This is a genomic window from Bradyrhizobium sp. CB2312 (assembly GCF_029714425.1).
Lineage (GTDB): Bacteria > Pseudomonadota > Alphaproteobacteria > Rhizobiales > Xanthobacteraceae > Bradyrhizobium.
The window spans coordinates 3,870,510-3,894,805 of sequence record NZ_CP121668.1; the positions used below are offsets into that span (position 1 = coordinate 3,870,510).

Sequence of the window (24,296 nt, forward strand, 5' to 3'; positions counted from 1 at the left end):
TGGCGCTACGGTTTCTTTCGGAATGCCGATGGTGGACGACCATAAAGCCGCGTAAACGCCGTGCTCATCCGCCGCGTGCTGGAAAAACCGGATCGCTCTGCCACCACCGAGATCGGAAGATCGCCGGCATCGAGCAGGCGCTTGGCGCGCTGCACGCGCAGCGACTGCGCCACTTGCAGCGGGGATGCGTCGAGGTGCCGGACGAACAGACGCGCCAGGTGACGCGTACCGACTCCCAATCGTTCGGCAAGACGTTCCACGCCGCCTCGATCGAGCTCGCCGTCTGCGATGAGAGACAGCGCGCGTTCGACGGTCGTCCGGGTGCCTTTCCATGCGGGGCAGAATGGAGCTGTCTCGGGGCGGCACCGAAGACAGGGGCGAAAGCCGGCATGCTCGGCCGCGGCTGCACTGCGATAGAAGGTCACGTTGCGGGCGAGCGGGGTCCGGGCCGGGCAGACCGGACGGCAATACACGCCGGTGGTCCTGACGGCGACAAAGATCACGCCGTCCGCTGTTGCATCGCGGCGGCGGAGCGCTTCGTAGTGCGTGTCGAAGTCGAGCATGGAGTCGCTATAGCGGCCACACTTTCGCAACGCGAGTCCGGCGCGATGACCAGGTCTGAAAGCGACCGAAACCGCCGGGTCTGGATTGTATGGATGGCGAAGCCTATGGCCGACGCGATCGTCGATAGTCGGTCAGATCGGCTCGTATGTCTCGGTCCCGCAGATGTCGTCGGCCTCCGCGCGCCGGCGATCGACGACCTTTCCGTTTGATATCGTCACGATGTAAGTCTGCACGCCGAGCGCCGTGCCGGTCGCCGAGGTGAGCTCCGCACGGACGCAGGCGGTCCAGCCGGATCCTCGCACCTGATGATGTGGCGGGGCGACATGCACCTCGCGCGGATAGGAGGTGTTGAGGAAGACCACGTCGATCTGCTCGCGTACCAGGCGCTTGATGTCGGGGGGCGGCTCGGGCGCGGGCAGCTCGGCTTCCTTCATGCGCATGAACTCGGGCACGGGCGCCCGGCTGTCGGCGAAGCCACAGGCACCGAGCGCGAGCGCGCCGGCGAGCAGCGCCGCATGAGCAATGATCCGCAACATCCCTGGAGGTCCCCCGCGGGCCAAGAGATAGGGACGAATGCGTTCCGGCGAAGTCCCGGCCGATCAAGATTTGCTGAAGGCCAGTTTTGCTGAAGACCCGGCCCCCGCGGCATTGGCTATTACGGGATTGCAGGCTAGTTTGTACCCCCAGAGGTGGGGGATTGCTCCAATGAGGATTTTGGTCATTGCGGCCGCCGTGCTGGCACTGACGGCTGTCTCGGCCGAGGCGCAGGGCCGCGTCAGAGGTCAGCCCAATGACGGCGGCCAGAAGGCGGACAACAAGCCCAAGGTCGACGAGAAGGCCTACAAGGCCGCGCTCGAGCGCATTCCGGAGCCCAAGGAGAAGTATGACCCGTGGGGCGGGGCTCGCCCCACTGAGCCCGCCAAGAAGCCGAAATAAAGCGAGGCGGGCGATGCGTTTGCTCACCCGCCTGGATATCGCCGTCGCGCTCATTACGCTCATGTTTACCGCGCCGCCGTGCTGGGCTTGGGAGAGCTGGGGCGGCGATGCCGGCGGCTCGCGCTTCTCGCCATTGCGACAGATCACGCCCGACAATGTCGGCGAACTCATCCGCGCCTTCGAATATCACACCGGCGATCTCGCTGCGCGCGCGCCCGAGGTGATGCGGCGAACCAAATTCGAGGCGACGCCGCTGTTTCGTCGAGGACAGCCTGATCTTCTGCTCGCCCTTCAACGAGGTGATCGCCCTCGATCCCGGCACGGGTGCGCAGAAATGGCGCTATGATCCGAAGATCGCGACCAATCAGCGTCCTGCCAATCGCTATGTCTGCCGCGGTGTCACCTCGTGGATCGACGATCAGGCGCCGCCGGATGCCGCCTGCCGATCGCGCATCTTCATGGGCACCAACGATGTCCGCCTGATCGCGCTCGATGCGAAGACCGGCATTCCCTGCGCCGGTTTCGGCAAGGGCGGAGAGATCAAGCTCGATATCGGCATGCGGCTGGATTGGCCGGGCGAATTCCAGATCACTTCGCCACCGGCGGTTGGCCGCGGTGTCGTCGTTGTCGGCTCCTCGATCGCGGACAACAGCCGCGTCGATGCGCCGAGCGGGAAGGTGCGCGCGTTCGATGCGCGGAGCGGCGAAGCGCGCTGGACTTTCGAGCCGCTCCAGCGCGACGGCATCGAAGCCGGCCACGCCAATGTCTGGGCGCCGATGTCGGTCGACGAGACGCGCGGGCTGGTTTTCCTGCCGACGACCTCGCCGTCGCCGGATTTTTGGGGCGGCAAGCGGCCGGGCAACAACGAGCACGCCAATTCGGTCGTTGCGCTGCGCATCGAGACCGGTGAGCTCGTATGGGCATTCCAGACCGTGCATCACGACGTCTGGGATTACGACCTGGCGGCGCAGCCGACGCTCGCGCGCCTCGACACCGGTGAGGGCCAGCGCGACGTCGTGATCCAGCCGACCAAGCACGGCTTTGTGTTCGTGCTCGACCGCGACACCGGCAAGCCGGTCTGGCCGGTCGAGGAGCGCGCGGTGCCGCAGGGCGGCGCCGAAGGCGAAGGATTGTCGCCGACGCAGCCGTTCCCGACGCATGTGCCGGCGCTGACGTCGCAAACGATCTCGACCGATGATGTGCTCTCGCTCATGCCTGGATTGCCCCACTCGTCTTGCGAACGGCAGTTCGCAGAGGCGCGCAACGAGGGGCTGTTCACACCGCCTTCGGTGCAGGGCACGCTGGAATTTCCGTTCACCGGCGGCGGGGTGAACTGGGGCAGCGCGGCGTTCGACCCGGCTGGTCAGATCCTCTATGTCAACACCAGCCGCGCCGTCCATCTCATCAAGCTGATCCCGCGCGCGGAGGCGGCCGGATTCAATCCGCCGCCTGGACATGACTTCGGCCGGCAGCGCGGCGCGCCATTTGCGATGTCGCGCGCGATGGTGACCTCGCCGCTCGGTCTGCTCTGTAACAAGCCGCCATGGGGCGAGATGGTCGCGGTCGATCTGAGGGGTGGAAAAATCCTCTGGCGCTCGACGGTCGGCACCACCGAGGATCTTGCGCCGTTGGGCATGCCGCTGCCTTGGGGCGCGCCGCTCCTCAACGGACCCGCCGTCACCGCTGGCAGTCTCGTCTTCACCGGCGCGATGGATGCGTATCTGCGGGCTTTCGACGCGCTCAGCGGCAGGGAGCTCTGGCAGGGCCGGCTGCCGGTGCCCGGCGTCGCCAATCCCATGACCTAATCTCTGGAAGGGCGAGCAATATGTTGCGATCGGCGCCGGCGGCCATTCCGAGGCGGGCACCTCGATCGGCGACAGCGTCGTTGCGTTTCGGCTGGCGCGGCCCGGCGAGGCGCCATCGCTATGGTCGCGCACGATCGATCGTCCGGGCGGACGATTCGTTGCGGCATCCTCGGCGCTCGCGCTCGCAATCATCGCGCTCGTGATTGCGGGCCTGCGCTGGCGTCGCCGCTATCGTATCAGGCACTCGTAACGGCGTTGTGCATGCGATGCGAACGTTCGTTCACATCGCGCGAATTATTGAACGAAAGCGAGGCCGACGCGCCGGTCGCTGCGCCATACGGGGCGGCAATTCCGCACGAAATTGTCGCGCGCGATCGAGAGCGTGAATGATTGCGGCAGTGTGACGGGTGAATCGAGGTCGATCGCCGCGCCGCCTTCAGACATGTTTCGCACCGTGCACGCGATGCCGCTGCTTTCAAAGGTGATGGTCCCACCCTTGAAGACACGGTGACGCTGCGCTGCACGTTTCTCGATCATCCGCATTAATCCATAACGACGATTGTGAAATAGCGCATAGAAATTGCGTTGATCTAAACTCAATACTGGCGCTACTTGTGCAACGCTTCAGACTTCGTTTACGACGTTGAAGCGGTGAGTCACTTCCCGCCGACTTGTCCCACAAGCCTTTCCTTTATGGCGTTACGCCGATGGAGATTCCGATGAAGACTACGCTTTCGATCCTGTTCGCCGCAGCATTCGCGCTGACATCGATGCCCGCCCACGCCGTCAAGTGGGACCTCTCGACCATGACCTGCAAGCAATTCCTCGACAGCGGCGAAGACAACATCGCGGTCGTGCTGACCTGGATGGACGGCTGGTACAAGGGCGACGAGGACAACGCGATCATCGACACCGAAGTCTTCATTGAGAACGCCAAGAAATTCGGCGCCTATTGCGGAAAGAATCCGACCGTCAGCGTCGTCACCGCGGCCGACGAGATCCTCGGCAAGTAATTCTTGAAGTGTGCCGATCGAAGCGCGGATGCAATCGCGCTTCGGCGGATGCGAACGTGATGGAGAGCCGCGACGCGCCTTGCGCTCACGCGGCTCTCTTTTTTTCGGCTGATGCTCAGCCAGGCAACATCGCGAACGCGCTCGACACCATTGCGACCTGCTTGTTGTCGGTGGCCGAGAGCAGCGTGACGCGGCCAAAGCTCATGGTGCGCCCGAGCCGCACCACGCGCGCATCGGCCAGCACATCCGAGGAGGAGACCGCGCGCATGAAATGCGTGGTCTGGTCGACCGTCGTCATCGGACGATAGCCGCGATTGGCGGCGAGGTTCGCGATCACCATCGCGGTGTCGGCGAGCGCCATCAGCGCCTGGCCGCAGACCACGCCGCCGTTGCGGCACAGCCGCTCCGAGAACGGCATGCGCAGCAGCGCGCCGGGCTGCCAGTCCGGCACGTCTGCCGGCTGGATGTGCTCGATGCGCTCGACGGCGAGGTTGAGATCCTGGATCCAGGGTGCAAAGACCTCGCCGAGGATGCGTCTCGCATCAGCGATGCCGAATCCGGCTTCTGGCTGCGTTTGCATTGCTGTCGTGTCCTCCATTGTTGCCGGATGTTTCGAACCATTCTGCGCGGATCGGCGCGGCAAAGTCACCCGGTCCGGCGCCGGCCCCGTCGGCTTGAAAATGCCCGACTTCGGCCGATATGATAGCTCGCTTGGGAGCGGGTGGATGGTGTTGCGTCGGTGTGTCCTCGTGTTTTCGCTGTTGGCGCTTGGCCTCGTGTTGGACGGCTGCACCAGATGCGGCCCGATCTGGGACGATTGGCTGCATACGCCGAACTCGTGCCGGTCGGACCGGCTCTAGCGCGCCATTCGGCCCCGAGCGGGCTGTTGACAGGGATGACGAGGCGCGGTTGATCCGCCTCTGATTGGATGATCGAGGAGTGAGTGATGAAGTTTTTCCGTATGGCGGCGGTGCTGCTGGCCGTGGCGGCGGGACCGGCCTACGCGCAAATGCCCAATCTCAACCTGCTGCAGGACGGCCCGAGCAAGACCCCCGAGGAGAAAGCCGCGGATGCCGAGCGTGAGAAGGCCTACAAGGAAACGCTGAAGAAGATTCCGGACGCCAAGTCGTCCAGTGATCCCTGGGGCGGCATGCGCTCCGATCCGCCGAAGCAGCCGGCGGCGCCGAAGGCCTCTGCGGCAACCGGCGCGCCGAAGAAGAGCAAGAGCGGCACCGCAGCCAACTGACCGCAGCGCCCGTCGGAGGCCGCAACGACGCCTCCGCAACAGGACTCCTTTTCAGGCGGCCCGCTCCCTACATTGAGCCCGTCAGTATTGCGTAGAGGAGGGCGGACATGGCCGACCGGCCGCGGGATCTCGCCGAACGGATGGCGCGCCGTCGCAAGACCGGCGGCAAGCCGGGCGCGACCACCGGCGACGGCTATCTGCGCGAGACCTTCACCCTGCCGCGCCCGGCGGCGCGGGCGAGGGCGGAGGCCTTCTTCGCCCGCTACCCCAAGGCCGGCTATATGAGCGCCGTCGAGACCTGGCGGGAGCTGCCCGGCGGCGACATCGAATTCACCATGCGGCGGCTGCCGAGCGCGGATTAGGGGCGGGGCGCTACTCGAGGGTTTCCGCGACGATGCGGATCCGGAACACGGGCTCCTTGGCCTCGTCGAGCAACTCCATGTCCCATTCGGAGTTTTGCTGGAGCTTGCGGGCGATGCCGGCCGCCATGTCGGCGCAGACGCTGGTCATCTCCCTCCAGGCCGAATCGCGATCGGTAAATTCCGTCGCCTGGTCCGCACAGCCGGAATAGCGGCCGTTCCGGATTCGAAAGAAGTAGAGCGGCATGGCTGGCACCGATCGCGCGTGACGGCCCCGCCCCCCAAGGCCATGGGCGCGCAGTGCAGTCCCAAACCATCCGCAGATCAATTCCGGGCGGCTACGGAATAGGCCCCGTCGGACCCGATGGCTTGCTTGGGGCGCGACGGGATCGCGCTGCCTTCGCTCAAGCCGTCTTGTTCAAGCGGTCTTGCTCAAGCCGTCTTGCTTAAGCCGTCTTGCGCCCAATCGCCTTCAGCTCCCGATCAATGCGCAGCTGCACCCGCCGGATCGCCAGCAGATCGATCTTGGTCTCGGTCTTGCCGGTCTTGACCTGCTCGCCGATCCGGAACTGCCACTGCCAGACCCCGGGGATTGCCGTCTTGGCGACGGTGAACTCGACGCCCCTGTGATTCATGGCCACCTCCCACGATTCACCCTCATCACATGCCCAAACATGTTGGGCGTGTTAATATTCCCGCGACAAGCGAAATCTGACGATAAGCCCCGGGAAGTTCACGCTATCCCGAGAACGCGCGCGCTCCGAAACAAGCGAAATCGAATTCCGAAAGATGCCCTGCGCGAGCGCCGGTACTCCGTGGTTCTCCGACCATGAACAGAGTTCCGCGCGCGACACGGATCGACGCCGGCGCGCATCGAGGCGCCATGCGAGCGACGGCATGTGCCTTGCTTCGCCTCATGACGGCAAGCAACATGCAACGATGTGGGCACCTCATGCTCGGCATTCCCCGCCGCTACAGTCATTTCGTCTTCGGCGTAATTCAGTCCGGCCTGACCTCGTTGATCGCGGCCGGGATCGCCAGCTTTCCCGCGGCAAGCACAATGCTCTTCCTGCAGCACTGGACGCTGTCGTGGCTGGTCGCATGGGCCGCGATGCTGCCGATTGTGCTGCTGGCCGCGCCCGCGATCCGCGCCTTCTCGCTGCGCCTGACGCGGGAGGAGACCGCCGCGCGCACCGGCAGGCAGGCATGAAAAAACCCGCTTGGGGAGAGCCAAGCGGGTCGAAGGTTATTGGAGGCTGAGGTGCTGGGCTGCAACACCATAGCCCGACGACCCTAGCGGCCTCAGCTTACGGCAGCCTGACATTCCGGTCGCTCCGGTGCCCCCGCAAACAGAAAACCCCGCTCGGGGTCGAGCGGGGTCATCGACTGTATGGAGGCCCGGTGTTGGTCCACCGGGCGCGACGAAATTAGGAGAGTCGGCTTACAGGCGCCTGACGGCCGTCGCGAAAGCTTGCGCGCCACGAAGCCGCAGACTGGCCCCGCACAGGTCCCAATTTGGCCATCCGATCGCACAACTGGAGCCACACCCGCGGGCGAGATTCCACTGCTTCGGCGATGCCATGGGGGAAACGTGGCGCGCCGAGAACGGGGTGGCATCATGGATAACGTAGAGCGGTCATTTGCCGCCGCGACGGCGGCTGGCTTCGTGGTGCTGGTGATCGGCATCGCGCTGCTGATGCTGCTATAGGCGGCGTCAGGCGCGCGGAAAGCGGGTCCGAGTCATCGGGCCCGCTCGGTGGCGGCTTTCAAAAGCTGAAAACAACCCCATGCACAGTAGGGCGCTGGGAAATTTCGCTGCGCAATCAATGACCTAATGTAGGTGTCTAGATACCCTTAGTGCGGTTTCGCCGCCGCAAGCAAGACGGTCGGTCGCCCGGCTGGCACGGGCGCGGTCAGCCGCGCCGGGAGGGCCCGTCAGCTCCGAAGCCGGTTGCCAAACAGGGCCTGACCAAACAGGTCCTGGCGCGGCCTAGTGGACCTTGATCTCGTGCAGGGGAAGGCGGAGCTCGGCGGCGCGCTCCTCGCGGTCCTTCTTGCGGAACTCGTTTTCCTTGCGCTCGAACTTCGCCATCTCCTCGAGCGCCGCCGCGAGGAAATGATTGCGCCTCGTCGCATCGTGGTGCGTGTCTTCGGTCATGACAGAGCTCCCCGCTGTAGCGGCCCCGTCCCGACAAAGCCGGTAACCGCGCAAAGGTTCGGTGCCGCAGGATTGCGGATTTATGACGGCGATCGGCGGCTGTGTCTTTGCTGCGCATCAGCTTCAAGAGCGGCACGGCAAGATTGAATCTGCCGTCAGGCCCAAAGAAAGGTTGCCAACGGGATGGCCGCGCGATGAGATCCGCTCGAATGTCCTAAAGCGCGATGACGATTCATCCAAATCTCATCGCGCTTTAGTGGCAGGGCTTGCCCAGCATCTGCGCGTAGCGGCTGTGGCAGCCGTCGTGCAACTGCCACCGCTTCGTGATTTTGACACCGACCTTCGGAGCGCCCGACGACATCGGACCGCACGACGTGTGGGCGTAGGCCGCCGAGCCGGCGAACACGGCCAGCGCGAGCGCGATCTTGATCATCGACTTCATTGTCTCCTCCTGAGATTGTCTACGTCTCGTAGCGCTACGAATTAAAGCGCTACAAATTGTAGCATTTAAATGCAAGCTCCCAGCGCGTCACGCCCGGCGCTTCAACCTGCGGAGCAGGGCACCTCAAAATTCAACTTCGGGAGGCTCGAGGACCATGATTTATGGTGCTGTCCCAATCAGGACGCCGACAAATCGAATTGGGACAGCGGAAGCTTGGGCGAAATAAAAACGCCGCCCGCTTAAATTGAGCGCGGGCGGCGGCTTTCCAGCCCCGGGTGGGAATGAGCAATTTCCCGGTGATGAATAGTGTGCACAACCTATGCCAAGGTTTTGTGTCACGTGGCGGGACATCGCTGAGGTGGATTTAGGACGTTCGCACACCGCAAAAATCAACTTAGGACACCGAGGGTCAAATACGGACAGCCCTCGATCTCTGGTGCTGTCCTAATGTGAGGCGCAAGAAGCGGCTTAAGCCAACGGTTGAACGATACCGGCCGAAGTTCGCTGACGAGGAATGAAAGAGGCCGCCAACTGAGGCGGCCTTACTCCTCGTCCTCTCTTTCTGGCAGCGGATGCAATCTGTTCCCGAGAAAGGTGCTGGGGATGGGTAGCCGGAGCAGCTCCAGCGAGTATCTGCAAATCTGCTGCGTGCGCTCGATTTCTGTGGCGATTAGTGCGGTCTGAACGGCGATTTTGTGAGAATAGTCCGACATAGCGGCACTCCCTGGTAGCAGGCGGGAGCGCTCTCGGTCTCTCAGCCACCGACGCCTACGGGCAGAGCCTCGGCCGGTGATGCATGTAAACTGCCACGGGTTGCATCGGTTTAAAATTGAATTTAGGGGCGAAAAGCCGACTGAGGCGGCCTCTGGCGCAAACTGCGCATCCATTCGGCCTAGTCTGTTCGAGGCAAGAACAGAAGAACAGGGGCCATGAACAGAACTAGGCCCGCCGCGAACAAATTAGGACACCGCAAAATTCAACTTAGGACACTGGGGCTTAAATACGGACAGTACCCGATCTCTGAAAAGAACATATTGCGAACAGAGAACAGACAGTGTACATTGCTTTTATCGCCGAGCGCCTCGCCAATCGTTTGTCCCACACGCGAATCCTCGCCATAAGGAGCACGACCCAATGTCCGCCACTGCCCTGCGTATCGTCGAAGGATCTTCCATGGACAAGAGTAAAGCCCTGGCCGCCGCGCTCTCCCAGATCGAGCGCCAATTCGGCAAGGGATCGGTGATGAAGCTGGGCAAGAACGACCGGTCCATGGACATCGAGGCGGTGTCCTCCGGCTCGCTCGGGCTCGATATCGCGCTCGGCATCGGCGGTCTGCCCAAGGGGCGCATCGTCGAGATCTACGGGCCGGAATCCTCGGGCAAGACCACGCTGGCGCTGCACACGGTGGCGGAAGCGCAAAAGAAGGGCGGCATCTGCGCCTTCATCGACGCCGAGCACGCGCTCGACCCGGTCTATGCCCGCAAGCTGGGCGTCAACATCGACGAACTCCTGATCTCGCAGCCCGACACTGGCGAGCAGGCGCTGGAAATCTGCGACACGCTGGTGCGCTCGGGTGCGGTGGACGTGCTGGTGGTCGATTCGGTCGCGGCCCTGGTGCCGAAGGCCGAGCTCGAAGGCGAGATGGGCGATGCGCTGCCGGGCCTGCAGGCACGTCTGATGAGCCAGGCGCTGCGCAAGCTGACCGCCTCCATCAACAAGTCCAACACCATGGTGATCTTCATCAACCAGATCCGCATGAAGATCGGTGTGATGTACGGCTCGCCCGAAACCACGACCGGCGGCAACGCGCTGAAGTTCTACGCCTCCGTCCGCCTCGACATCCGCCGCATCGGCGCGATCAAGGAGCGCGACGAAGTGGTCGGCAACACCACGCGCGTCAAGGTGGTGAAGAACAAGCTGGCGCCGCCCTTCAAGCAGGTCGAGTTCGACATCATGTACGGCGAGGGCGTTTCCAAGATGGGCGAGATCCTCGATCTCGGCGTCAAGGCCGGCATCGTCGAGAAGTCGGGCGCCTGGTTCTCCTATGACAGCCAGCGCCTCGGCCAGGGCCGCGAGAACTCGAAAGCGTTCTTGAAGGCCAACCCCGACATCACCGCCAAGATCGAGACCTCGATCCGCCAGAACTCCGGCCTGATCTCCGAGCAGATTTTGGCCGGCACGCCTGAGAGCGACGCCGACGGCGAGGAGCCGGCGGAGGAATAAGCCTTACCGCGAAAAGTTTTCGCGAGGAGCGGGCACTGAGGACGTTGAGTTGCCGACGTCTTCGGTGCCCGTTTCGTTTGGTGGTACAAGAGATATCGGATCAGTTGTTGAGCCCGGGATCGCTGTGAGTTGGAATCAATCCGAGGTCATTGCCGCTCGCCGGATCATTATTGAGACGGCGAAAAGCATACTTTCCGGAAGCGTGTCTCCGGTAGAAGGTGCCAGGGCAATCGCAAGGCACAGCTTCAAGGCCCGTCTTGAAGACGATTCCGATGTCTTGCCCTTCGTTGGAATTGCTTCGGAGACCGAGGCCTTGCCGCTGGGACGCGAAAGGGGGCACTGGCAAGCGAGTGAGCTCGCGGAACTCCAGGGAAAGATTGATGAATCCCAAGCCTGGGCACTCACGGTCGCGGGCACCCACTGCCAGAGCCTTGTGGCCCGGTCGGAAAGCCTGATGCTTTGGCCCGACGGCTAGGATCGTAGGGTGGGCAAAGGCGCGCAAGCGCCGTGCCCACCATCTTTCACCGTCTGCAAAGGTGGTGGGCACGCTTGCGTTTTGCCCACCCTGCGAGACCTCCGTCGCGTCTTACTCCGCAGCTTCCGCGTAATCGCTCACCGGCGGGCACGAGCACACCAGATTGCGGTCGCCATAGACGTTGTCGACGCGGCCGACCGGGCACCAATACTTGTCAGTACGCGAGACCCCGTCGGGGAAGCAGCCTTCGCTGCGGGTGTAGGCGCGCTTCCAGTCGTCATCCGCGATGTCGTGCACGGTGTGCGGAGCGTGGCGCAGCGGCGAGGCTTCGATCTTGAAGCGGCCGGCTTCGACCTCGGCGATCTCTCTCCGGATCGCGATCATGGCATCGCAGAAGCGATCCAGCTCCGCCTTGGATTCCGATTCGGTCGGCTCGATCATCAGCGTGCCCGGCACCGGAAAACTCATGGTCGGGGCATGGAAGCCATAGTCGATCAGGCGTTTTGCGATGTCGTCGACGGTGACGCCGCTCGTCGTCTTCAGCGGCCGGGGATCGACGATGCACTCATGCGCGACGCGGCCCTTGGCGTTCTTGTAGAGCACCGGGAAGTGCGGATCGAGGCGCGCCGAGATGTAATTGGCGTTGAGGATCGCGATCTCGGTCGCGCGCTTCAGGCCTTCGCCCCCCATCATCAGGATGTAGATGTAGGAGATGGTCAGGATCGAGGCCGAGCCGAACGGCGCGGCCGAGACCGGGCCGACCGGAGCTTCAGCCTGCGTCGCCGGATGACCCGGCAGGAACGGCGCAAGATGCGCCTTGACGCCGATCGGACCCATGCCGGGGCCGCCGCCGCCATGCGGGATGCAGAAGGTCTTGTGCAGATTGAGATGGCTGACGTCGGCGCCGTAATCGCCGGGCCTGCTAAGGCCGACCTGCGCGTTGAGGTTGGCACCGTCGAGATACACCTGGCCACCATGGCCGTGCACGATGTCGCAGATCTCGCGAATGTGCTCCTCGAACACGCCGTGGGTCGAGGGATAGGTGATCATCACAGCGGCGAGGTCGTTCGAATGCTTCTCCGCCTTGGCGCGGAGATCGTTGACGTCGACGTCGCCGTTCTTCTCGCAGGCGACCACCACCACGTCCATGCCGACCATCGCCGCCGAGGCCGGGTTGGTGCCGTGGGCGGAGGAAGGGATCAGGCAGATCTTGCGATGGCTCTCTCCGCGTGCGGCGTGATAGCCGCGGATCGCAAGCAGGCCGGCATATTCGCCCTGCGCGCCGGAGTTCGGCTGGAGCGAGATCGCGTCATAGCCGGTGATGTCGCACAGCCATTTTTCCAGCCTTGCGAACAGCGCATGATAGCCGGCCGCCTGCTCGCGCGGCACGAACGGGTGCAGCGAGCCGAATTCCGGCCAGGTCAGCGGCATCATCTCGGTGGTCGCGTTCAGCTTCATCGTGCAGGAGCCGAGCGGGATCATGGCGCGGTCGAGCGCGAGGTCGCGGTCCGAGAGCTTGCGCATGTAGCGCAGCATCTCGGTCTCCGAGCGATGCGCGTGGAAGACGGGATGGGTGAGGAAGTCGGTCGTGCGCTTCAGCGCCTCCGGCAGCGCCTCGCGCGTGGTGGCGTCGATCTCGGCATAGCCGAGCGTGCCGCCGAAGGCGCGCCAGACGGCTTCCACCGTCGCGGGCGTCGTGGTCTCGTCGAGCGCGATGCGCAAGTTAGTCTCGCTGACGCCGAGATTGATCTTCTCAGCTGCTGCGCGCGCGATGATCTCGGCGCGCTTGGCGCCGGCATCGACGCTGAGCGTGTCGAAGAAATTCTCCGACTGCAGCGTAAAGCCGAGCTTGCGCAGGCCCGCCGCGAGCACGGCGGTGCGGCGATGCACGTTGCGTGCGATCTGCGTCAGGCCCTCGGGGCCGTGATAGACCGCGTACATCGAGGCGATCACGGCGAGCAGCACCTGTGCGGTGCAGATGTTGGAGGTCGCCTTCTCGCGGCGGATGTGCTGCTCGCGGGTCTGCAGCGCCAGGCGATAGGCCGGTGCCCCGCGCGAATCCACGGAGAGGCCGACGATGCGGCCGGGCAGCGAGCGCTTCAGCGCATCGCGCACCGCCATATAGGCCGCGTGCGGTCCGCCATAACCCATCGGCACGCCAAAGCGCTGCGCCGAGCCGATTGCGATGTCGGCCCCGAGCTCGCCCGGCGAGGCGAGCAGGGTGAGCGCGAGCAGATCAGCGGCAACGATCGCGAGCGCGCCCTTGGCCTTCAGCGCTGCGATTGCGGGCCGGAGGTCGCGCACGGCGCCCGAAGAGCCCGGATATTGCAGCAGCGCGCCGAGCACGTCCGCCTTGTCGAGATCGGCGAGGGGATCGCCGACGATCAGATTCCAGCCGAGCGGCTCGGCGCGGGTGCGCATCACAGCGAGCGTCTGCGGATGCACGTCCTTGTCGACGAAGAAGGCTTTGGCCTTGACCTGCGAGTGCCGCTCCGCGAGCGCCATGGCTTCGGCCGCGGCGGTCGCCTCATCGAGCAGCGAGGCGTTGGCGACGTCGAGCCCGGTGAGGTCGCAGATCATGGTCTGGAAGTTGAGCAGCGCCTCCAGCCGGCCCTGGCTGATCTCGGGCTGATAGGGCGTGTAGGCGGTGTACCAGGCCGGATTCTCCAGGATGTTGCGCTGAATCACCGCCGGCAGGATCGTGCCGGAATAGCCCTGGCCGATCAGCGAGGTGAAGACCTGGTTCTGTCGGCCAAGCTCGGTCATGTGCGCGATCGCCTCGGTCTCGCTGAGCGGCTTGCCGAGATCGAGCGGGGCGGCCTGCCGGATCGAGGCCGGCAACGTCTCCGCCATCAGCGCATCGATGCTTTTGGCGCTGACGGCTTCAAGCATGGCGGTGACGTCGCGCGCCGAGGGGCCGATGTGGCGGCGAACGAAGGTGGCGGTGTCGCCGTTGGATTTGCGGTGCGCGGTCATCATGGGTCCTCGCTTAGATGTCGTTGTCGCCGTCATGCCCCGCCTAGTGCGCAATTGCGCACGGGGGCGGGGCATCCAATAAACGCAGGCGTTCGTGATTGAGCCGATGGGCCGCGGCGTACTGGGTCGCCCGCCTTCGCGGGCGATGACAGTGAGTGTGGGGAGGCGGCTCGGGTCATATCCTCACGCCGTATGTGCCTTGTAGGCGGCTTCATCCATGAGGCCGCCGAGCTCGCCCTTGTCGGCAATCTTGATCTTGAAGAACCACGCCTTACCTTGCGCGTCCGAGTTCACCAGCGCCGGCTCGGCGGCGAGCGCGTCGTTGGTCGCGAGCACTTCGCCGGAGATTGGCGCGTAGACGTCGGAGGCGGCCTTCACGGATTCCACGACGGCGGCGGCTTCGGTCTTCTTCAACGCGCGGCCGACCTTGGGCAATTCGACGAACACGACGTCGCCGAGCTGCTGCTGCGCGTAATCGGTGATGCCGACGGTGGCGACATCGCCGTCGATTGCGAGCCATTCGTGGTCGGAGGTGTACAGCGTCGTGGTCATTGTCTTGTCCTCAGCGTTTGTAGGTGTTTTTCACGAAGGGCATGGCGGCGACTTGCAGCGGCAATCGCTGGCCGCGCACCTCGGCGAAGAGCTTTGTGTCGAGCGCGCTCAGGGCGGCGGGCACATAGCCCATCGCCACCGGCCCATTCAGGCTCGGGCCGAAGCCGCCGGAGGTGACTTTTCCAATGGGCTCGCCGCCCGCATCGTCCGCAAACAGCAGCGCGCCCTCGCGCACCGGCGCGCGGCCCTCGGCGCGCAAGCCGACGCGGCGGCGGGATGCGCCGTGATCGAAATGTGCAAGAATCTTTTCAGCACCGGGAAAGCCGCCGGCGCGCGCACCGCCGCTGCGGCGGCTCTTCTGCACCGACCATTCCAGCGCGGCTTCGACCGGCGTGGTCGCGGTGTCGATGTCGTGGCCGTAGAGGCAGAGCCCGGCTTCCAGCCGCAGGCTGTCGCGCGCGCCAAGGCCGATCGGCATCACGTCGGGGTTTTCCAGAAGTGTTTTGGCGAGACGTTCGGCGTCGGCCGCGGGCACCGAAATCTCGAACCCGTCCTCACCGGTATAGCCCGAGCGCGAGACGAAGCAGGCGAGGCCGGCGACCTCATGCGGGCCGGCATCCATGAACTTCATGGCGGGCGCCGCTGCACATAATTTCGCCAGCGCGGCCTCCGCCTTCGGGCCCTGCAGCGCGATCAGCGCGCGGTCTTCAAGCGAATCGATGATGCAGTCGCCCGAGAGATGCGCGCGCAGATGCGCCTCGTCCGCGTCCTTGCAGGCGGCGTTGACGACCAGGAACAGGTGGTCGCCGAAATTGGCGACCATGAGATCGTCGAGAATCCCGCCGTCTTCATTGGTGAACTGGGCGTAGCGCTGCCGGCCCGGCGCGATCGCCACGATATCCTGCGGCACCAGCCGTTCCAGCGCGCGGGCGGCGTCCTCGACCCTCCCGGATTTCGGCCGAAGCGCGATCTGGCCCATATGGGAGACATCGAACAGGCCTGCGGCGGATCGGGTCTGGAGGTGCTCCTTCAGAACGCCCGCGGGGTACTGCACGGGCATGTCATAGCCCGCGAACGGCACCATCTTGCCGCCAAGCGACACGTGAAGGTCGTAAAGGGGGGTACGTTTCAGGGAGTTCTTGTCTGACGCAAGCATCACAGGGGCCCTCGGCGGTTCCCCGGGGACGATTCCCCGAGACAAACCAGTCGAAGCCCCATCTGTCGCTGTGCCTGAGAGTATTATCCCGTCGGCGGACGCCATCCGGGCCTTACGCCCGCCAGCGCCTCTTTCCAGATGTCGTCAAAGCCACGCGGTCCTTTTGCCTGAGAGTTTCCGGGGCGGTTGCTCCTTCGGCGCCGGCTACCAGATGCCGGTCTCTCCCGACGTGGCCGTACGATACAGATGGGTAGAGACCACAGGCCGGCCAAGCCTGTCAACGCGCACCTGGCGGCTTTCAACGGGATTACGCGCCTGCGGCAACCCACTGATCTCTCTGCACAGTTTCTGGACAGCGAAGCTTGCCTTGTCTAAAAGCGCTTTGGCCCGCAGATATCAGCCCAAATCGATAGGTTTGGATGGCGGATCGGCGGGTCCAAGCACACCCGATTGGATGAACATGAGCGGCGTCAACGAGATCAGGTCGACCTTTCTGAACTTCTTTGCCGAGAACGGCCACGAGATCGTGTCGTCCTCGCCATTGGTGCCGCGCAACGATCCGACGTTGATGTTCACCAATGCCGGCATGGTGCAGTTCAAGAACGTCTTCACCGGGGTGGAGAAGCGGCCCTATCAGCGCGCCACCACGTCGCAGAAATGCGTGCGCGCCGGCGGCAAGCACAACGACCTCGACAATGTCGGCTACACCGCGCGCCATCTCACCTTCTTCGAGATGCTCGGCAACTTCTCGTTCGGCGACTATTTCAAGGAACGCGCGATCGAGCTCGCCTGGAAGCTCATCACTGGGGAATTCGGGCTGAAGAAGGACAAGCTGCTCGTCACCGTCTACCACACCGACGACGAGGCGCACGGGCTCTGGAAGAAGATCGCCGGCTTCTCCGACGACCGCATCATCCGCATCCCGACCTCCGACAATTTCTGGGCGATGGGCGACACCGGCCCGTGCGGGCCGTGCTCGGAGATCTTCATCGATCGCGGCGACCATATCTGGGGTGGCCCTCCCGGTTCTCCTGAGGAGGACGGCGACCGCTTCCTCGAATTCTGGAACCTCGTGTTCATGCAATACGAGCAGGTGACGAAGGAGGAGCGCGTTGATCTGCCGCGTCCCTCGATCGACACCGGCATGGGCCTCGAGCGCATGGCCTGCATCATGCAGGGCGTCGACAGCGTGTTCGAGACCGACCTGTTCCGTCATTTGATCGATGCGACATCGTCGGCGCTCGGCACCGGGCCGAACGAGCGGACCGTCGCCTCGTTCCGCGTCATCGCCGACCATTTGCGTTCGTCCGCCTTCCTGGTCGCGGACGGCGTGCTGCCCTCGAACGAGGGCCGCGGCTATGTGCTGCGCCGGATCATGCGCCGCGCGATGCGCCATGCGCAGCTGCTGGGCGCCAAGGAGCCGCTGATGCATCGGCTGGTCTGGGCGCTGGTGCGCGAGATGGGCCAGGCCTATCCCGACCTGATGCGCGCGGAGAATCTGATCGAGGAGACGCTGCGTCTCGAAGAGACCCGCTTCCGCAAGACTCTTTCGCGTGGCCTCGCCATCCTGGACGAGAAGAGCGCGGGCCTGAAAAAGGGCGACATGTTCGACGGCGACGTCGCCTTCACGCTGTACGACACCTATGGCTTCCCGCTCGACCTGACCCAGGACGCGCTGAAGTCGCGTGGCATCGGCGTCGATCAGGCCGCGTTCACCGACGCGATGGAGCGCCAGAAGGCCAAGGCGCGCGAGTCCTGGAAGGGTTCGGGTGAGGCTGCTTCCGAAGCGATCTGGTTCCCGCTGCGCGAAAAGCTCGGAGCCACCGAATTCCTGGGCTATGAAACCGAGAGCGCCGAAGGCGTGGTGTCCGCGCTGGTCAAGGACGGCCAGGAAGTCGCCAGCCTCAAGGCCGGCGAGACGGGTTCGATCGTGCTGAACCAGACGCCGTTCTATGCGGAGTCCGGCGGCCAGGTCGGCGATACCGGCGTGCTGACGGGCGAGGGCGGCCTAAAATTCCGCGTCACCGACACGCAGAAGAAGCTCGGCGATTTCTTCGTGCATGTCGGCACCGTCGAGAGCGGCGAGGTGAAGGTCGGCACCGCGCTCCAGCTCGAGGTGGATCATTCGCGCCGCTCCTCGATCCGCGCGCATCACTCGGCGACGCATCTCATCCATGAGGCGCTGCGCCAGGTGCTCGGCGATCATATCGCCCAGCGCGGCTCGATGGTCGCGCCGGACCGGCTGCGCTTCGACTTCGTGCATCCGAAGCCGATCACGGCGGAAGAGCTTGCCCGCGTCGAGGACATCGCCAACGACGTGGTGCTGGAGAACGACGAGGTCACCACCCGCGTCATGGGCGTTGACGAGGCCCGTGAGGCCGGAGCACGCGCGCTGTTCGGCGAGAAGTATGGCGACGAGGTTCGCGTCGTCTCCATGGGCAGGACCGCGCGCGAGCGCGGCGCCAATGCGCTCGGCTGGTCGGTCGAGCTCTGCGGCGGCACGCATGTCAGGCGCACCGGCGACATCGGCCTGATCACGCTGACCAGTGAGAGCGCGGTCGCCTCCGGCGTGCGCCGCATCGAGGCGCTGACCGGCAATTATGCGCGCAAGCACGCCAACGACACCATGGCGCTGGCGAAGACCGCGGCGAACGAGCTGCGCACCTCGCTCGACGACGTCCCGGCGCGCATCGCCGCGCTGATGGAGGAGCGCAAGAAGCTCGAGCGCGAGCTCTCCGACGCCCGCAAGAAGCTCGCGATGGGCGGTGGCGCATCGAGCGGCGATGGCGCAGCGGCAAGCGTGCGCGAGGCCGGCGGCGTCAAGCTGATGGCGCGCGCGGTCGAAGGCATCGAGATGAAGGATCTCAAGAGCCTTGCCGACGACGGCAAGAAGCAGATCGGCTCCGGCGTGGTTGCGATCGTCGGCGTCACCGAGGACGGCAAGGCCGGTGTCGTGGTCGGCGTCACCGCCGACCTCACCGCGCGCTTCAACGCGGTCAACTTGGTGCGCGTTGCCTCCGAAGCCCTCGGCGGCAAGGGTGGCGGCGGCCGGCCCGACATGGCCCAGGCCGGAGGCCCCGACGGCGCCAAGGCGACCGAGGCGCTAGCTGCGATCGAAAAAGCGATGGGGGCTGCGTAAAGCCCATGCGCCTCGTTCCGCGAGGACGTGGGCCTTCCGATCCCGATCTGAGGGATCGCCTCTACGAATTGCTGGAGCACGATCCCTTGGCCTATTCGGTCGGATCGCGCTTCATCCAGCTCATCATCGGCGTCATCGTGCTCAACCTCGCCGCGATGATTTTGGCCTCGGTGCCGGAGCTGGACGCGCGGTTCGACACGCTGTTCAGCGCGATCGCCGTCTTCGCCGTGATCGTGTTCGCGCTCGAATATCTGGCGCGGCTGTGGACCGTGGCAGGGCACACCCAGCGCGAGGGCTCGGCGCTGTCCGACCGGCTCTCTTATGCCTTCTCCGCGCTCGGCATCATCGACCTCATGGCGTTTCTCCCCGCAGCGGTCGTGCTTGCCACCGGCCGGCACGCGACGCTGGCCGGGCTCGGCGTGCTGCCGTTCTTCAAGCTGATCCGCTATTCGCCGGCGATGCGCTCGCTGCTCGCGGCCGTGCATGCCGAGCGTCGGGCGCTGATCGGCTGCGTCGTCATCCTGTTCGGTGTGGTCCTGACCTTCGCCTCGCTGCTCTACGCCGTCGAGCGCGACGTGCAGCCGGGCAAGCTCGGCACCATTCCGGATGCGATGTGGTGGGCGATCGTGACGCTCGGCACCGTCGGCTATGGCGACGTCGTGCCGGTGACGCCGCTCGGCAAATTCATCTCGGTGTTCGCGATCATCTCGGGCTTTGCCATGATCGCGCTGCCGGTCGCGATCATCTCCTCGGCGTTCGCGGAAGAGGTGAGGCGGCGCGATTTCGTCGTCACCTGGGGCATGCTGGCGCGGGTGCCGCTGTTCTCGCATCTGTCCGCCGCGGAGATCGCCGACATCATGCGCCTGTTGCGGGCCCGCACCATCGAGCAGGGCGAGGTGCTGGTGCGGCGAGGCGACGTCGCCTCGTCGATGTATTTCATCACCGCCGGCGAGGTCGAGATCGCGCTGCCGAGCCAGCAGGTGCGGCTCGGCGACGGCACCTTCTTCGGCGAGATTGCGCTGCTGCACAAAACCAAACGCAGCGGCACGGTGACGGCGACGCGCAAGACGCGGCTGCTGCTGCTCGACGCCCAGGATTTTCACGCCCTGATCGCGCGCATGCCGACGCTCGCCGCCCATGTCCACGAAACCGCGAAGGCGCGGCTGGAGGAGACCGGCGATCTTGCCGCGGCGGAGCTGGCGCAGGCGGAGCCCGAGGATACCGACCGTTAAGCGGTCAGCCCTTCTTCAGGAAAACATAGTCGGCCGAATAGGGCGCGCTCTTGAACTCGCCGGCCTTGTCGCAGGCGCCGTCGAGCTTGCCGCCGTGGGTGTTGATGCGCTGCACCGTAGTGACGGGCGTGAGGACGCCATCGCCGCGGCGGGAGGCGACCTCCAGCTTCAGCCAGGGAATATCGGCAGCGGTTGTGCCCGGCGCATTGCCGATGGCCTTGCCGACCACCGCGCTGCCGTCCGCGTGCTCCCAGCTCGGGCCGGCATAGTGGCGGCCGATGGTTTTGCCCTCGGAGAGCAGCGTCGCGATCGGCTCGCGGAAGGCCCAGGCGAGCTTGCCGTCGGCGGCCGCCTTGCACTCATAGACCTGCGCGCCCTCGGCGTGGACGCTGAGCACGACGCTCTCGCCCGGTGCGGCGATGGCTTCGGGGAGGGTCTCTGCGGCGGCGACCGGTCCGATCACGACCGCGAGCAGCATTGTGGGGGCAGCAATCTTGATGAACATGGGTGTCTCCGCGAAAGCTCTCAAAAAACAAACGGGCCGCGCATTGGCGCGGCCCGCGATGATGTCTGGCCCAGTCGGGCGAAATTGCGGATGGCAGCTTAGGCCGCCAGCGCCTTCGTCAGGTTTTCCGCGACCTTGTCGAGGAAGCCGGTGGTCGAGAGCCAGCGCTGGTCGGCGCCGACCAGCAGCGCGAGGTCCTTGGTCATGTAGCCGGCCTCGACGGTGTCGACGCAGACCTTCTCGAGGGTCGCGGCGAACTTGGCGAGCTCGGCATTGTTGTCGAGCTTGGCGCGGTGCGACAAGCCACGGGTCCAGGCGAAGATCGACGCGATCGAGTTGGTCGAGGTCTCCTTGCCCTTCTGGTGCTCGCGGTAGTGGCGGGTCACCGTGCCGTGGGCTGCTTCCGCTTCCACGGTCTTGCCGTCGGGGGTGAGCAGCACCGAGGTCATCAGGCCGAGCGAGCCGTAGCCCTGCGCGACGGTGTCGGACTGCACGTCGCCGTCGTAGTTCTTACAGGCCCAGACATAGCCGCCGGACCACTTCAGCGCCGAGGCCACCATGTCGTCGATCAGGCGGTGCTCGTAGGTCAGGCCCTTGGCGTCGAACTCCTTCTTGAACTCCTTGTCGAAGATCTCCTGGAAGATGTCCTTGAAGCGGCCGTCATAGACCTTGAGGATGGTGTTCTTGGTCGAGAGATAGACCGGGTAGCCGCGCAGCAGGCCGTAGTTGAAGGAGGCGCGGGCGAAGTCGATGATGGAGTCGTCGAGATTGTACATCTCCATGGCGACGCCGGCGCCCGGAGCCTTGAACACTTCCTTCTCGATCACGGTGCCGTCCTCGCCGACGAACTTCAGCGAGAGGGTGCCCTTGCCCGGGAACTTGATGTCGGTGGCGCGGTACTGGTCGCCATAGGCGTGGCGGCCGATGATGATCGGCTTGGTCCAGCCGGGAACGAGGCGCGGCACGTTCTTGCAGATGATCGGCTCGCGGAAGATCACGCCGCCGAGGATGTTGCGGATGGTGCCGTTCGGCGACTTCCACATCTGCTTGAGGTTGAACTCCTTCACCCGGGCCTCGTCCGGGGTGATGGTGGCGCACTTGACGCCGACGCCGACCTTCTTGATCGCCTCGGCGGCGTCGATGGTGACCTGATCGTTGGTGTGGTCGCGGTACTCCATGCCCAGGTCGAAATACAGCAGCTCGACGTCAAGGAACGGGTTGATCAGCTTGTCCTTGATGTACTGCCAGATGATCCGGGTCATCTCGTCGCCATCGAGTTCGACGACGGGATTGGATACCTTGATTTTTGCCATGATCGGGGAAGCCTCTTGGGAACGGCGCTTGTGGCGCGCCAACGTGAATATCCGCCGCCTCTTAGCACCGGACCGCGGCGGGCGAAAGCCAAGGGATTATGCACTTTTAGCTCATCCAGCTTGCCCAGATGGGGGGCGGGGAGCGGCCCTGGCGTGGGGGCGGGCCTCAGCCTTCAGAAGAGATTCAAAAGTCGAATCCAACCCGTTATTTCCCTTGAGAATTTTGTCAGGACAGGCAAACGACAGGCTGACGGCCATGGCCGGCCCCGCGGCCGGCCTTGAATCTATTCCTGAGAGCGCCTTGCCAAGGCCTTGAGAGACAGTGTGAAAGCGAAGCGAGATGTCGGGGACTGACAAGAGCAAGACGGGCCTTTCCCTCGACGGTCCCATCGTCATCCTGGTCGAGCCGCAGCTCGGCGAAAACATCGGCATGGCCGCGCGTGCCATGGGCAACTTCGCCCTGAGCCGCTTGCGCATCGTCAACCCCAGGGACGGCTGGCCCAACATCGCGGCACAGCGGGCCGCCGCGGGCGCCGACTATATTTTGGAAAAGGTCGAATTGTTCGACACCGTGGAGCAGGCGGTCGCCGATATCGACTTGCTGTTTGCCACCACCGCGCGCCCCCACGACCAGGCCAAGCCCGTGGTCGGGCCGGAGGCCGCAGCCAGCGAGATCGCCGGGCACGTTGCGACCGGCGGCAAGGCCGGCATCCTCTTCGGCCGGGAGCGTTGGGGCCTCACCAACGAGGAGGTCGGGCTCTCCAACCGCATCATCACCTTCCCGGTCAATCCGGGCTTTGCCTCGCTCAACCTCGCCCAGGCCGTGCTGCTGATCGGCTATGAATGGTTCAAGCGGGCCACATCCGGCGAGCTGCCGCATGCGATGCCGGAACGGTCCGAGCGCGCCTCGCAGCACCAGATCCAGGCCTTCTTCGAGAACCTGGTGCGCGAGCTCGACAAGGTCGAGTTCCTGCGGCCGGCCGAGAAGCGCGACACCATGCTGGTGAACCTGCGCAACATCTTCACCCGCATGGACCCGACCAAGCAGGACATGCACACCCTGCATGGAGTCGTCATGGCGATCGCCGAGGGACGCAAGGGCCCGGCCAAGGGCGGCGTGCTCGACGGCGAGCAGGCGACGCGCCTGCGTGCGCTGCTCGCCGAGCATGGCCAGGGCGGCGGCGTGCCCGACAGCGGCTCGACCGTGCGCGGCCTCGCCCGCCTGCTCCGCCGCAACCCCACCGATGCCGAGCGCCTGCTCTGGCAGGCCCTGACCCGCGACCGCCGCTTCGCAGGTGGGTTCAAGCGCCAGACCCCTGTGGGGCGCCACATCCCGGATTTTGTTTCCTTCCCGCACCGGATCGCGATCGAGCTGGTCAACCCGGGCGAGGGCGAGACCATCGCGGCTGATCGTGCGTCAAGGCGGAGCTGGCTCGAGGCGCGCGACTATCGGGTGATCGACATTCGCGCGGCGGACGTGGAGCGTGATCTCGAGGCGGAGCTGGTGCGGCTGCAGGGGATGGTGGAGCCAAGCGCGTAGGTCTCGTCGAGCACAGGTCTCGTAGGGTGGGCAAAGCGAAGCGTGCCCACCATCTCGATCAATCAGGCCGAGACAGGAGTCGTGGGCACGGCGCTGCGCGCCTTTGCCCACCCTACGAGATCCGCTCGGCTAATCCACCCTACGAACGCTCCGTCACTTCCCTGGTTGGTCGAGGAACACATAAAGCGCAGCGATCCTGCCATCCTCCACGATGATGACATCCCAACCGGTGTAGTCGGGTGCCTCGCCGCGGGGACCCGATTCCCAAGCCAGTCGTCCGGCGTTGTGAAGCGCCTGCGGCTCGCTCGTCGGCGTGTAGACGAAGTGGGGATGCGTGGCGCGCAGATCGCCGGCGAATTTGCCGATCGCGTCGCGGCCGACGATAACGCCTGGCGGGACGTACAGAGTGGCGTTCTCGGTCCATAGCTCGTCGATGGCGGTGCGGCGACGCTCTGCGTCGCCCTCGCCGAAAACTTCCTGGAGGTTGCGGTGAAGCAGTTCGTGGATGCGATCCGCTGATGCATTGGGTTGAGTCATAGTTGTCTCCAAATTCCACTGGCCTCGCAGGGTGGGTAAAGCGAAGCGTGCCCACGTCGCTCGGCCGATTGATTGAGGTTTGAATTGGTGGGCACGGCGCGTTGCGCCTTTGCCCACCCTGCGAA

Annotated in this window: 24 protein-coding genes, 1 pseudogene and 1 riboswitch; of the genes and pseudogenes, 11 read left to right on the plus strand and 14 right to left on the minus strand. The window is 64.8% G+C overall.

The genetic code is table 11. From position 1 onward, the window contains the following. Positions 1-5: 5 nt before the first annotated feature. Together QA642_RS18660 and QA642_RS18665 are read right to left on the minus strand one after the other, a co-directional pair. Entirely contained in the window at positions 6-563 is a 558-nt protein-coding gene (locus QA642_RS18660; protein ID WP_283085936.1) for an Ada metal-binding domain-containing protein, read from the minus strand. A gap of 132 nt (positions 564-695) precedes the next feature. Continuing rightward, complete coding sequence (locus QA642_RS18665) at positions 696-1,100, minus strand: hypothetical protein (protein WP_283085937.1); 405 nt, start codon at positions 1,098-1,100, stop codon at positions 696-698. Between the two features lie 169 nt (positions 1,101-1,269). Here QA642_RS18665 and QA642_RS18670 point away from each other — a divergent pair, with 169 nt between their 5' ends. Continuing rightward, positions 1,270-1,500, plus strand: a complete 231-nt coding sequence (locus QA642_RS18670; protein WP_283085938.1) for a hypothetical protein — start codon at positions 1,270-1,272, stop codon at positions 1,498-1,500. 61 nt (positions 1,501-1,561) lie between these two features. After that, positions 1,562-3,555, plus strand: a pseudogene (locus QA642_RS18675) (pyrroloquinoline quinone-dependent dehydrogenase). A gap of 44 nt (positions 3,556-3,599) precedes the next feature. Here QA642_RS18675 and QA642_RS18680 read toward each other — a convergent pair. After that, on the minus strand, positions 3,600-3,842 hold the full coding sequence (locus tag QA642_RS18680; RefSeq protein WP_283086923.1) for a PilZ domain-containing protein: 243 nt from the start codon (positions 3,840-3,842) through the stop codon (positions 3,600-3,602). 182 nt (positions 3,843-4,024) lie between these two features. Here QA642_RS18680 and QA642_RS18685 point away from each other — a divergent pair, with 182 nt between their 5' ends. Continuing rightward, a complete protein-coding gene (locus QA642_RS18685; RefSeq protein WP_283085939.1) occupies positions 4,025-4,318 on the plus strand; it encodes an HdeA family protein in 294 nt (97 codons plus the stop codon). Between the two features lie 115 nt (positions 4,319-4,433). Here QA642_RS18685 and QA642_RS18690 read toward each other — a convergent pair whose 3' ends face one another. Beyond that, positions 4,434-4,898, minus strand: a complete 465-nt coding sequence (locus tag QA642_RS18690; protein ID WP_283085940.1) for a PaaI family thioesterase — start codon at positions 4,896-4,898, stop codon at positions 4,434-4,436. Between the two features lie 366 nt (positions 4,899-5,264). On the opposite strand from QA642_RS18690, the gene QA642_RS18695 reads away from it, so the two are divergent. Together QA642_RS18695 and QA642_RS18700 are read left to right on the plus strand one after the other, a co-directional pair. Further along, complete coding sequence (locus QA642_RS18695; protein WP_283085941.1) at positions 5,265-5,564, plus strand: hypothetical protein; 300 nt, start codon at positions 5,265-5,267, stop codon at positions 5,562-5,564. Between the two features lie 107 nt (positions 5,565-5,671). Next, positions 5,672-5,926 (plus strand): hypothetical protein, encoded by a 255-nt coding sequence (locus tag QA642_RS18700; RefSeq protein WP_283085942.1) that lies wholly within the window; start codon positions 5,672-5,674, stop codon positions 5,924-5,926. A gap of 10 nt (positions 5,927-5,936) precedes the next feature. On the opposite strand, the gene QA642_RS18705 is transcribed toward QA642_RS18700, so the two are convergent. Beyond that, complete coding sequence (locus QA642_RS18705; protein ID WP_283085943.1) at positions 5,937-6,170, minus strand: hypothetical protein; 234 nt, start codon at positions 6,168-6,170, stop codon at positions 5,937-5,939. A 199-nt stretch (positions 6,171-6,369) separates the two neighbouring features. Further along, a complete protein-coding gene (locus QA642_RS18710) occupies positions 6,370-6,558 on the minus strand; it encodes a hypothetical protein (RefSeq protein WP_027560274.1) in 189 nt (62 codons plus the stop codon). Between the two features lie 317 nt (positions 6,559-6,875). On the opposite strand from QA642_RS18710, the gene QA642_RS18715 reads away from it, so the two are divergent. After that, positions 6,876-7,133, plus strand: a complete 258-nt coding sequence (locus QA642_RS18715; protein ID WP_283085944.1) for a DUF2798 domain-containing protein — start codon at positions 6,876-6,878, stop codon at positions 7,131-7,133. A gap of 780 nt (positions 7,134-7,913) precedes the next feature. Here QA642_RS18715 and QA642_RS18720 read toward each other — a convergent pair. Together QA642_RS18720 and QA642_RS18725 are read right to left on the minus strand one after the other, a co-directional pair. Further along, the gene (locus QA642_RS18720; RefSeq protein ID WP_283085945.1) at positions 7,914-8,081 is read right to left on the minus strand and encodes a hypothetical protein; all 168 of its coding nucleotides are present in this window, start codon (positions 8,079-8,081) and stop codon (positions 7,914-7,916) included. Positions 8,082-8,334: 253 nt separating this feature from the next. Next, entirely contained in the window at positions 8,335-8,523 is a 189-nt protein-coding gene (locus QA642_RS18725) for a hypothetical protein (protein ID WP_283085946.1), read from the minus strand. A 1,134-nt stretch (positions 8,524-9,657) separates the two neighbouring features. Between QA642_RS18725 and recA the strand changes: the two genes are divergently transcribed. Both recA and QA642_RS18735 read left to right on the plus strand, forming a co-directional pair. Continuing rightward, positions 9,658-10,746, plus strand: a complete 1,089-nt coding sequence (gene recA, locus QA642_RS18730) for a recombinase RecA (protein WP_018642760.1) — start codon at positions 9,658-9,660, stop codon at positions 10,744-10,746. A gap of 49 nt (positions 10,747-10,795) precedes the next feature. Beyond that, complete coding sequence (locus QA642_RS18735) at positions 10,796-11,221, plus strand: hypothetical protein (protein ID WP_283085947.1); 426 nt, start codon at positions 10,796-10,798, stop codon at positions 11,219-11,221. 111 nt (positions 11,222-11,332) lie between these two features. On the opposite strand, the gene gcvP is transcribed toward QA642_RS18735, so the two are convergent. From gcvP to gcvT, 3 genes are all read right to left on the minus strand, one after another. Then, positions 11,333-14,197: an aminomethyl-transferring glycine dehydrogenase gene (gene gcvP, locus QA642_RS18740; protein ID WP_283086924.1), complete on the minus strand. Its 2,865-nt coding sequence runs from the start codon at positions 14,195-14,197 to the stop codon at positions 11,333-11,335. Between the two features lie 183 nt (positions 14,198-14,380). Beyond that, the gene (gene gcvH / locus QA642_RS18745) at positions 14,381-14,749 is read right to left on the minus strand and encodes a glycine cleavage system protein GcvH (protein WP_283085948.1); all 369 of its coding nucleotides are present in this window, start codon (positions 14,747-14,749) and stop codon (positions 14,381-14,383) included. A 10-nt stretch (positions 14,750-14,759) separates the two neighbouring features. Beyond that, positions 14,760-15,905, minus strand: a complete 1,146-nt coding sequence (gene gcvT, locus QA642_RS18750) for a glycine cleavage system aminomethyltransferase GcvT (RefSeq protein WP_283085949.1) — start codon at positions 15,903-15,905, stop codon at positions 14,760-14,762. Between the two features lie 146 nt (positions 15,906-16,051). Then, positions 16,052-16,142, minus strand: a riboswitch (glycine riboswitch). Between the two features lie 223 nt (positions 16,143-16,365). Here gcvT and alaS point away from each other — a divergent pair. Both alaS and QA642_RS18760 read left to right on the plus strand, forming a co-directional pair. Then, positions 16,366-19,044: an alanine--tRNA ligase gene (gene alaS, locus QA642_RS18755; RefSeq protein WP_283085950.1), complete on the plus strand. Its 2,679-nt coding sequence runs from the start codon at positions 16,366-16,368 to the stop codon at positions 19,042-19,044. A 5-nt stretch (positions 19,045-19,049) separates the two neighbouring features. Further along, on the plus strand, positions 19,050-20,276 hold the full coding sequence (locus QA642_RS18760) for a cyclic nucleotide-gated ion channel (protein ID WP_283085951.1): 1,227 nt from the start codon (positions 19,050-19,052) through the stop codon (positions 20,274-20,276). Positions 20,277-20,280: 4 nt separating this feature from the next. On the opposite strand, the gene QA642_RS18765 is transcribed toward QA642_RS18760, so the two are convergent. Continuing rightward, positions 20,281-20,781 carry a DUF3455 domain-containing protein gene (locus tag QA642_RS18765; RefSeq protein WP_283085952.1) on the minus strand — a complete coding sequence of 167 codons (501 nt, stop codon included), beginning with the start codon at positions 20,779-20,781 and terminating at the stop codon, positions 20,281-20,283. 98 nt (positions 20,782-20,879) lie between these two features. Beyond that, positions 20,880-22,094: an NADP-dependent isocitrate dehydrogenase gene (locus tag QA642_RS18770; protein WP_235545178.1), complete on the minus strand. Its 1,215-nt coding sequence runs from the start codon at positions 22,092-22,094 to the stop codon at positions 20,880-20,882. Positions 22,095-22,434: 340 nt separating this feature from the next. On the opposite strand from QA642_RS18770, the gene QA642_RS18775 reads away from it, so the two are divergent. Next, the gene (locus tag QA642_RS18775; RefSeq protein ID WP_283085953.1) at positions 22,435-23,634 is read left to right on the plus strand and encodes a TrmJ/YjtD family RNA methyltransferase; all 1,200 of its coding nucleotides are present in this window, start codon (positions 22,435-22,437) and stop codon (positions 23,632-23,634) included. 153 nt (positions 23,635-23,787) lie between these two features. Here QA642_RS18775 and QA642_RS18780 read toward each other — a convergent pair whose 3' ends face one another. Beyond that, a complete protein-coding gene (locus tag QA642_RS18780) occupies positions 23,788-24,171 on the minus strand; it encodes a nuclear transport factor 2 family protein (protein WP_283085954.1) in 384 nt (127 codons plus the stop codon). Positions 24,172-24,296: the final 125 nt, after the last annotated feature.

Coding starts and splice junctions, on each gene's coding strand:
- QA642_RS18770 (WP_235545178.1), bottom strand. CDS start 22,094: ATGGCAAAAATCAAGGTATCCAATCCCGTCGTCGAACTCGATGGCGAC.
- QA642_RS18660 (WP_283085936.1), bottom strand. CDS start 563: ATGCTCGACTTCGACACGCACTACGAAGCGCTCCGCCGCCGCGATGCA.
- QA642_RS18710 (WP_027560274.1), bottom strand. CDS start 6,558: ATGAATCACAGGGGCGTCGAGTTCACCGTCGCCAAGACGGCAATCCCC.
- QA642_RS18695 (WP_283085941.1), top strand. CDS start 5,265: ATGAAGTTTTTCCGTATGGCGGCGGTGCTGCTGGCCGTGGCGGCGGGA.
- QA642_RS18760 (WP_283085951.1), top strand. CDS start 19,050: ATGCGCCTCGTTCCGCGAGGACGTGGGCCTTCCGATCCCGATCTGAGG.
- QA642_RS18690 (WP_283085940.1), bottom strand. CDS start 4,898: ATGCAAACGCAGCCAGAAGCCGGATTCGGCATCGCTGATGCGAGACGC.
- QA642_RS18700 (WP_283085942.1), top strand. CDS start 5,672: ATGGCCGACCGGCCGCGGGATCTCGCCGAACGGATGGCGCGCCGTCGC.
- QA642_RS18715 (WP_283085944.1), top strand. CDS start 6,876: ATGCTCGGCATTCCCCGCCGCTACAGTCATTTCGTCTTCGGCGTAATT.
- QA642_RS18705 (WP_283085943.1), bottom strand. CDS start 6,170: ATGCCGCTCTACTTCTTTCGAATCCGGAACGGCCGCTATTCCGGCTGT.
- QA642_RS18685 (WP_283085939.1), top strand. CDS start 4,025: ATGAAGACTACGCTTTCGATCCTGTTCGCCGCAGCATTCGCGCTGACA.
- gcvH (WP_283085948.1), bottom strand. CDS start 14,749: ATGACCACGACGCTGTACACCTCCGACCACGAATGGCTCGCAATCGAC.
- QA642_RS18725 (WP_283085946.1), bottom strand. CDS start 8,523: ATGAAGTCGATGATCAAGATCGCGCTCGCGCTGGCCGTGTTCGCCGGC.
- alaS (WP_283085950.1), top strand. CDS start 16,366: ATGAGCGGCGTCAACGAGATCAGGTCGACCTTTCTGAACTTCTTTGCC.
- QA642_RS18670 (WP_283085938.1), top strand. CDS start 1,270: ATGAGGATTTTGGTCATTGCGGCCGCCGTGCTGGCACTGACGGCTGTC.
- QA642_RS18665 (WP_283085937.1), bottom strand. CDS start 1,100: ATGTTGCGGATCATTGCTCATGCGGCGCTGCTCGCCGGCGCGCTCGCG.
- QA642_RS18780 (WP_283085954.1), bottom strand. CDS start 24,171: ATGACTCAACCCAATGCATCAGCGGATCGCATCCACGAACTGCTTCAC.
- gcvP (WP_283086924.1), bottom strand. CDS start 14,197: ATGACCGCGCACCGCAAATCCAACGGCGACACCGCCACCTTCGTTCGC.
- QA642_RS18680 (WP_283086923.1), bottom strand. CDS start 3,842: ATGATCGAGAAACGTGCAGCGCAGCGTCACCGTGTCTTCAAGGGTGGG.
- recA (WP_018642760.1), top strand. CDS start 9,658: ATGTCCGCCACTGCCCTGCGTATCGTCGAAGGATCTTCCATGGACAAG.
- gcvT (WP_283085949.1), bottom strand. CDS start 15,905: ATGCTTGCGTCAGACAAGAACTCCCTGAAACGTACCCCCCTTTACGAC.
- QA642_RS18720 (WP_283085945.1), bottom strand. CDS start 8,081: ATGACCGAAGACACGCACCACGATGCGACGAGGCGCAATCATTTCCTC.
- QA642_RS18775 (WP_283085953.1), top strand. CDS start 22,435: ATGTCGGGGACTGACAAGAGCAAGACGGGCCTTTCCCTCGACGGTCCC.
- QA642_RS18765 (WP_283085952.1), bottom strand. CDS start 20,781: ATGTTCATCAAGATTGCTGCCCCCACAATGCTGCTCGCGGTCGTGATC.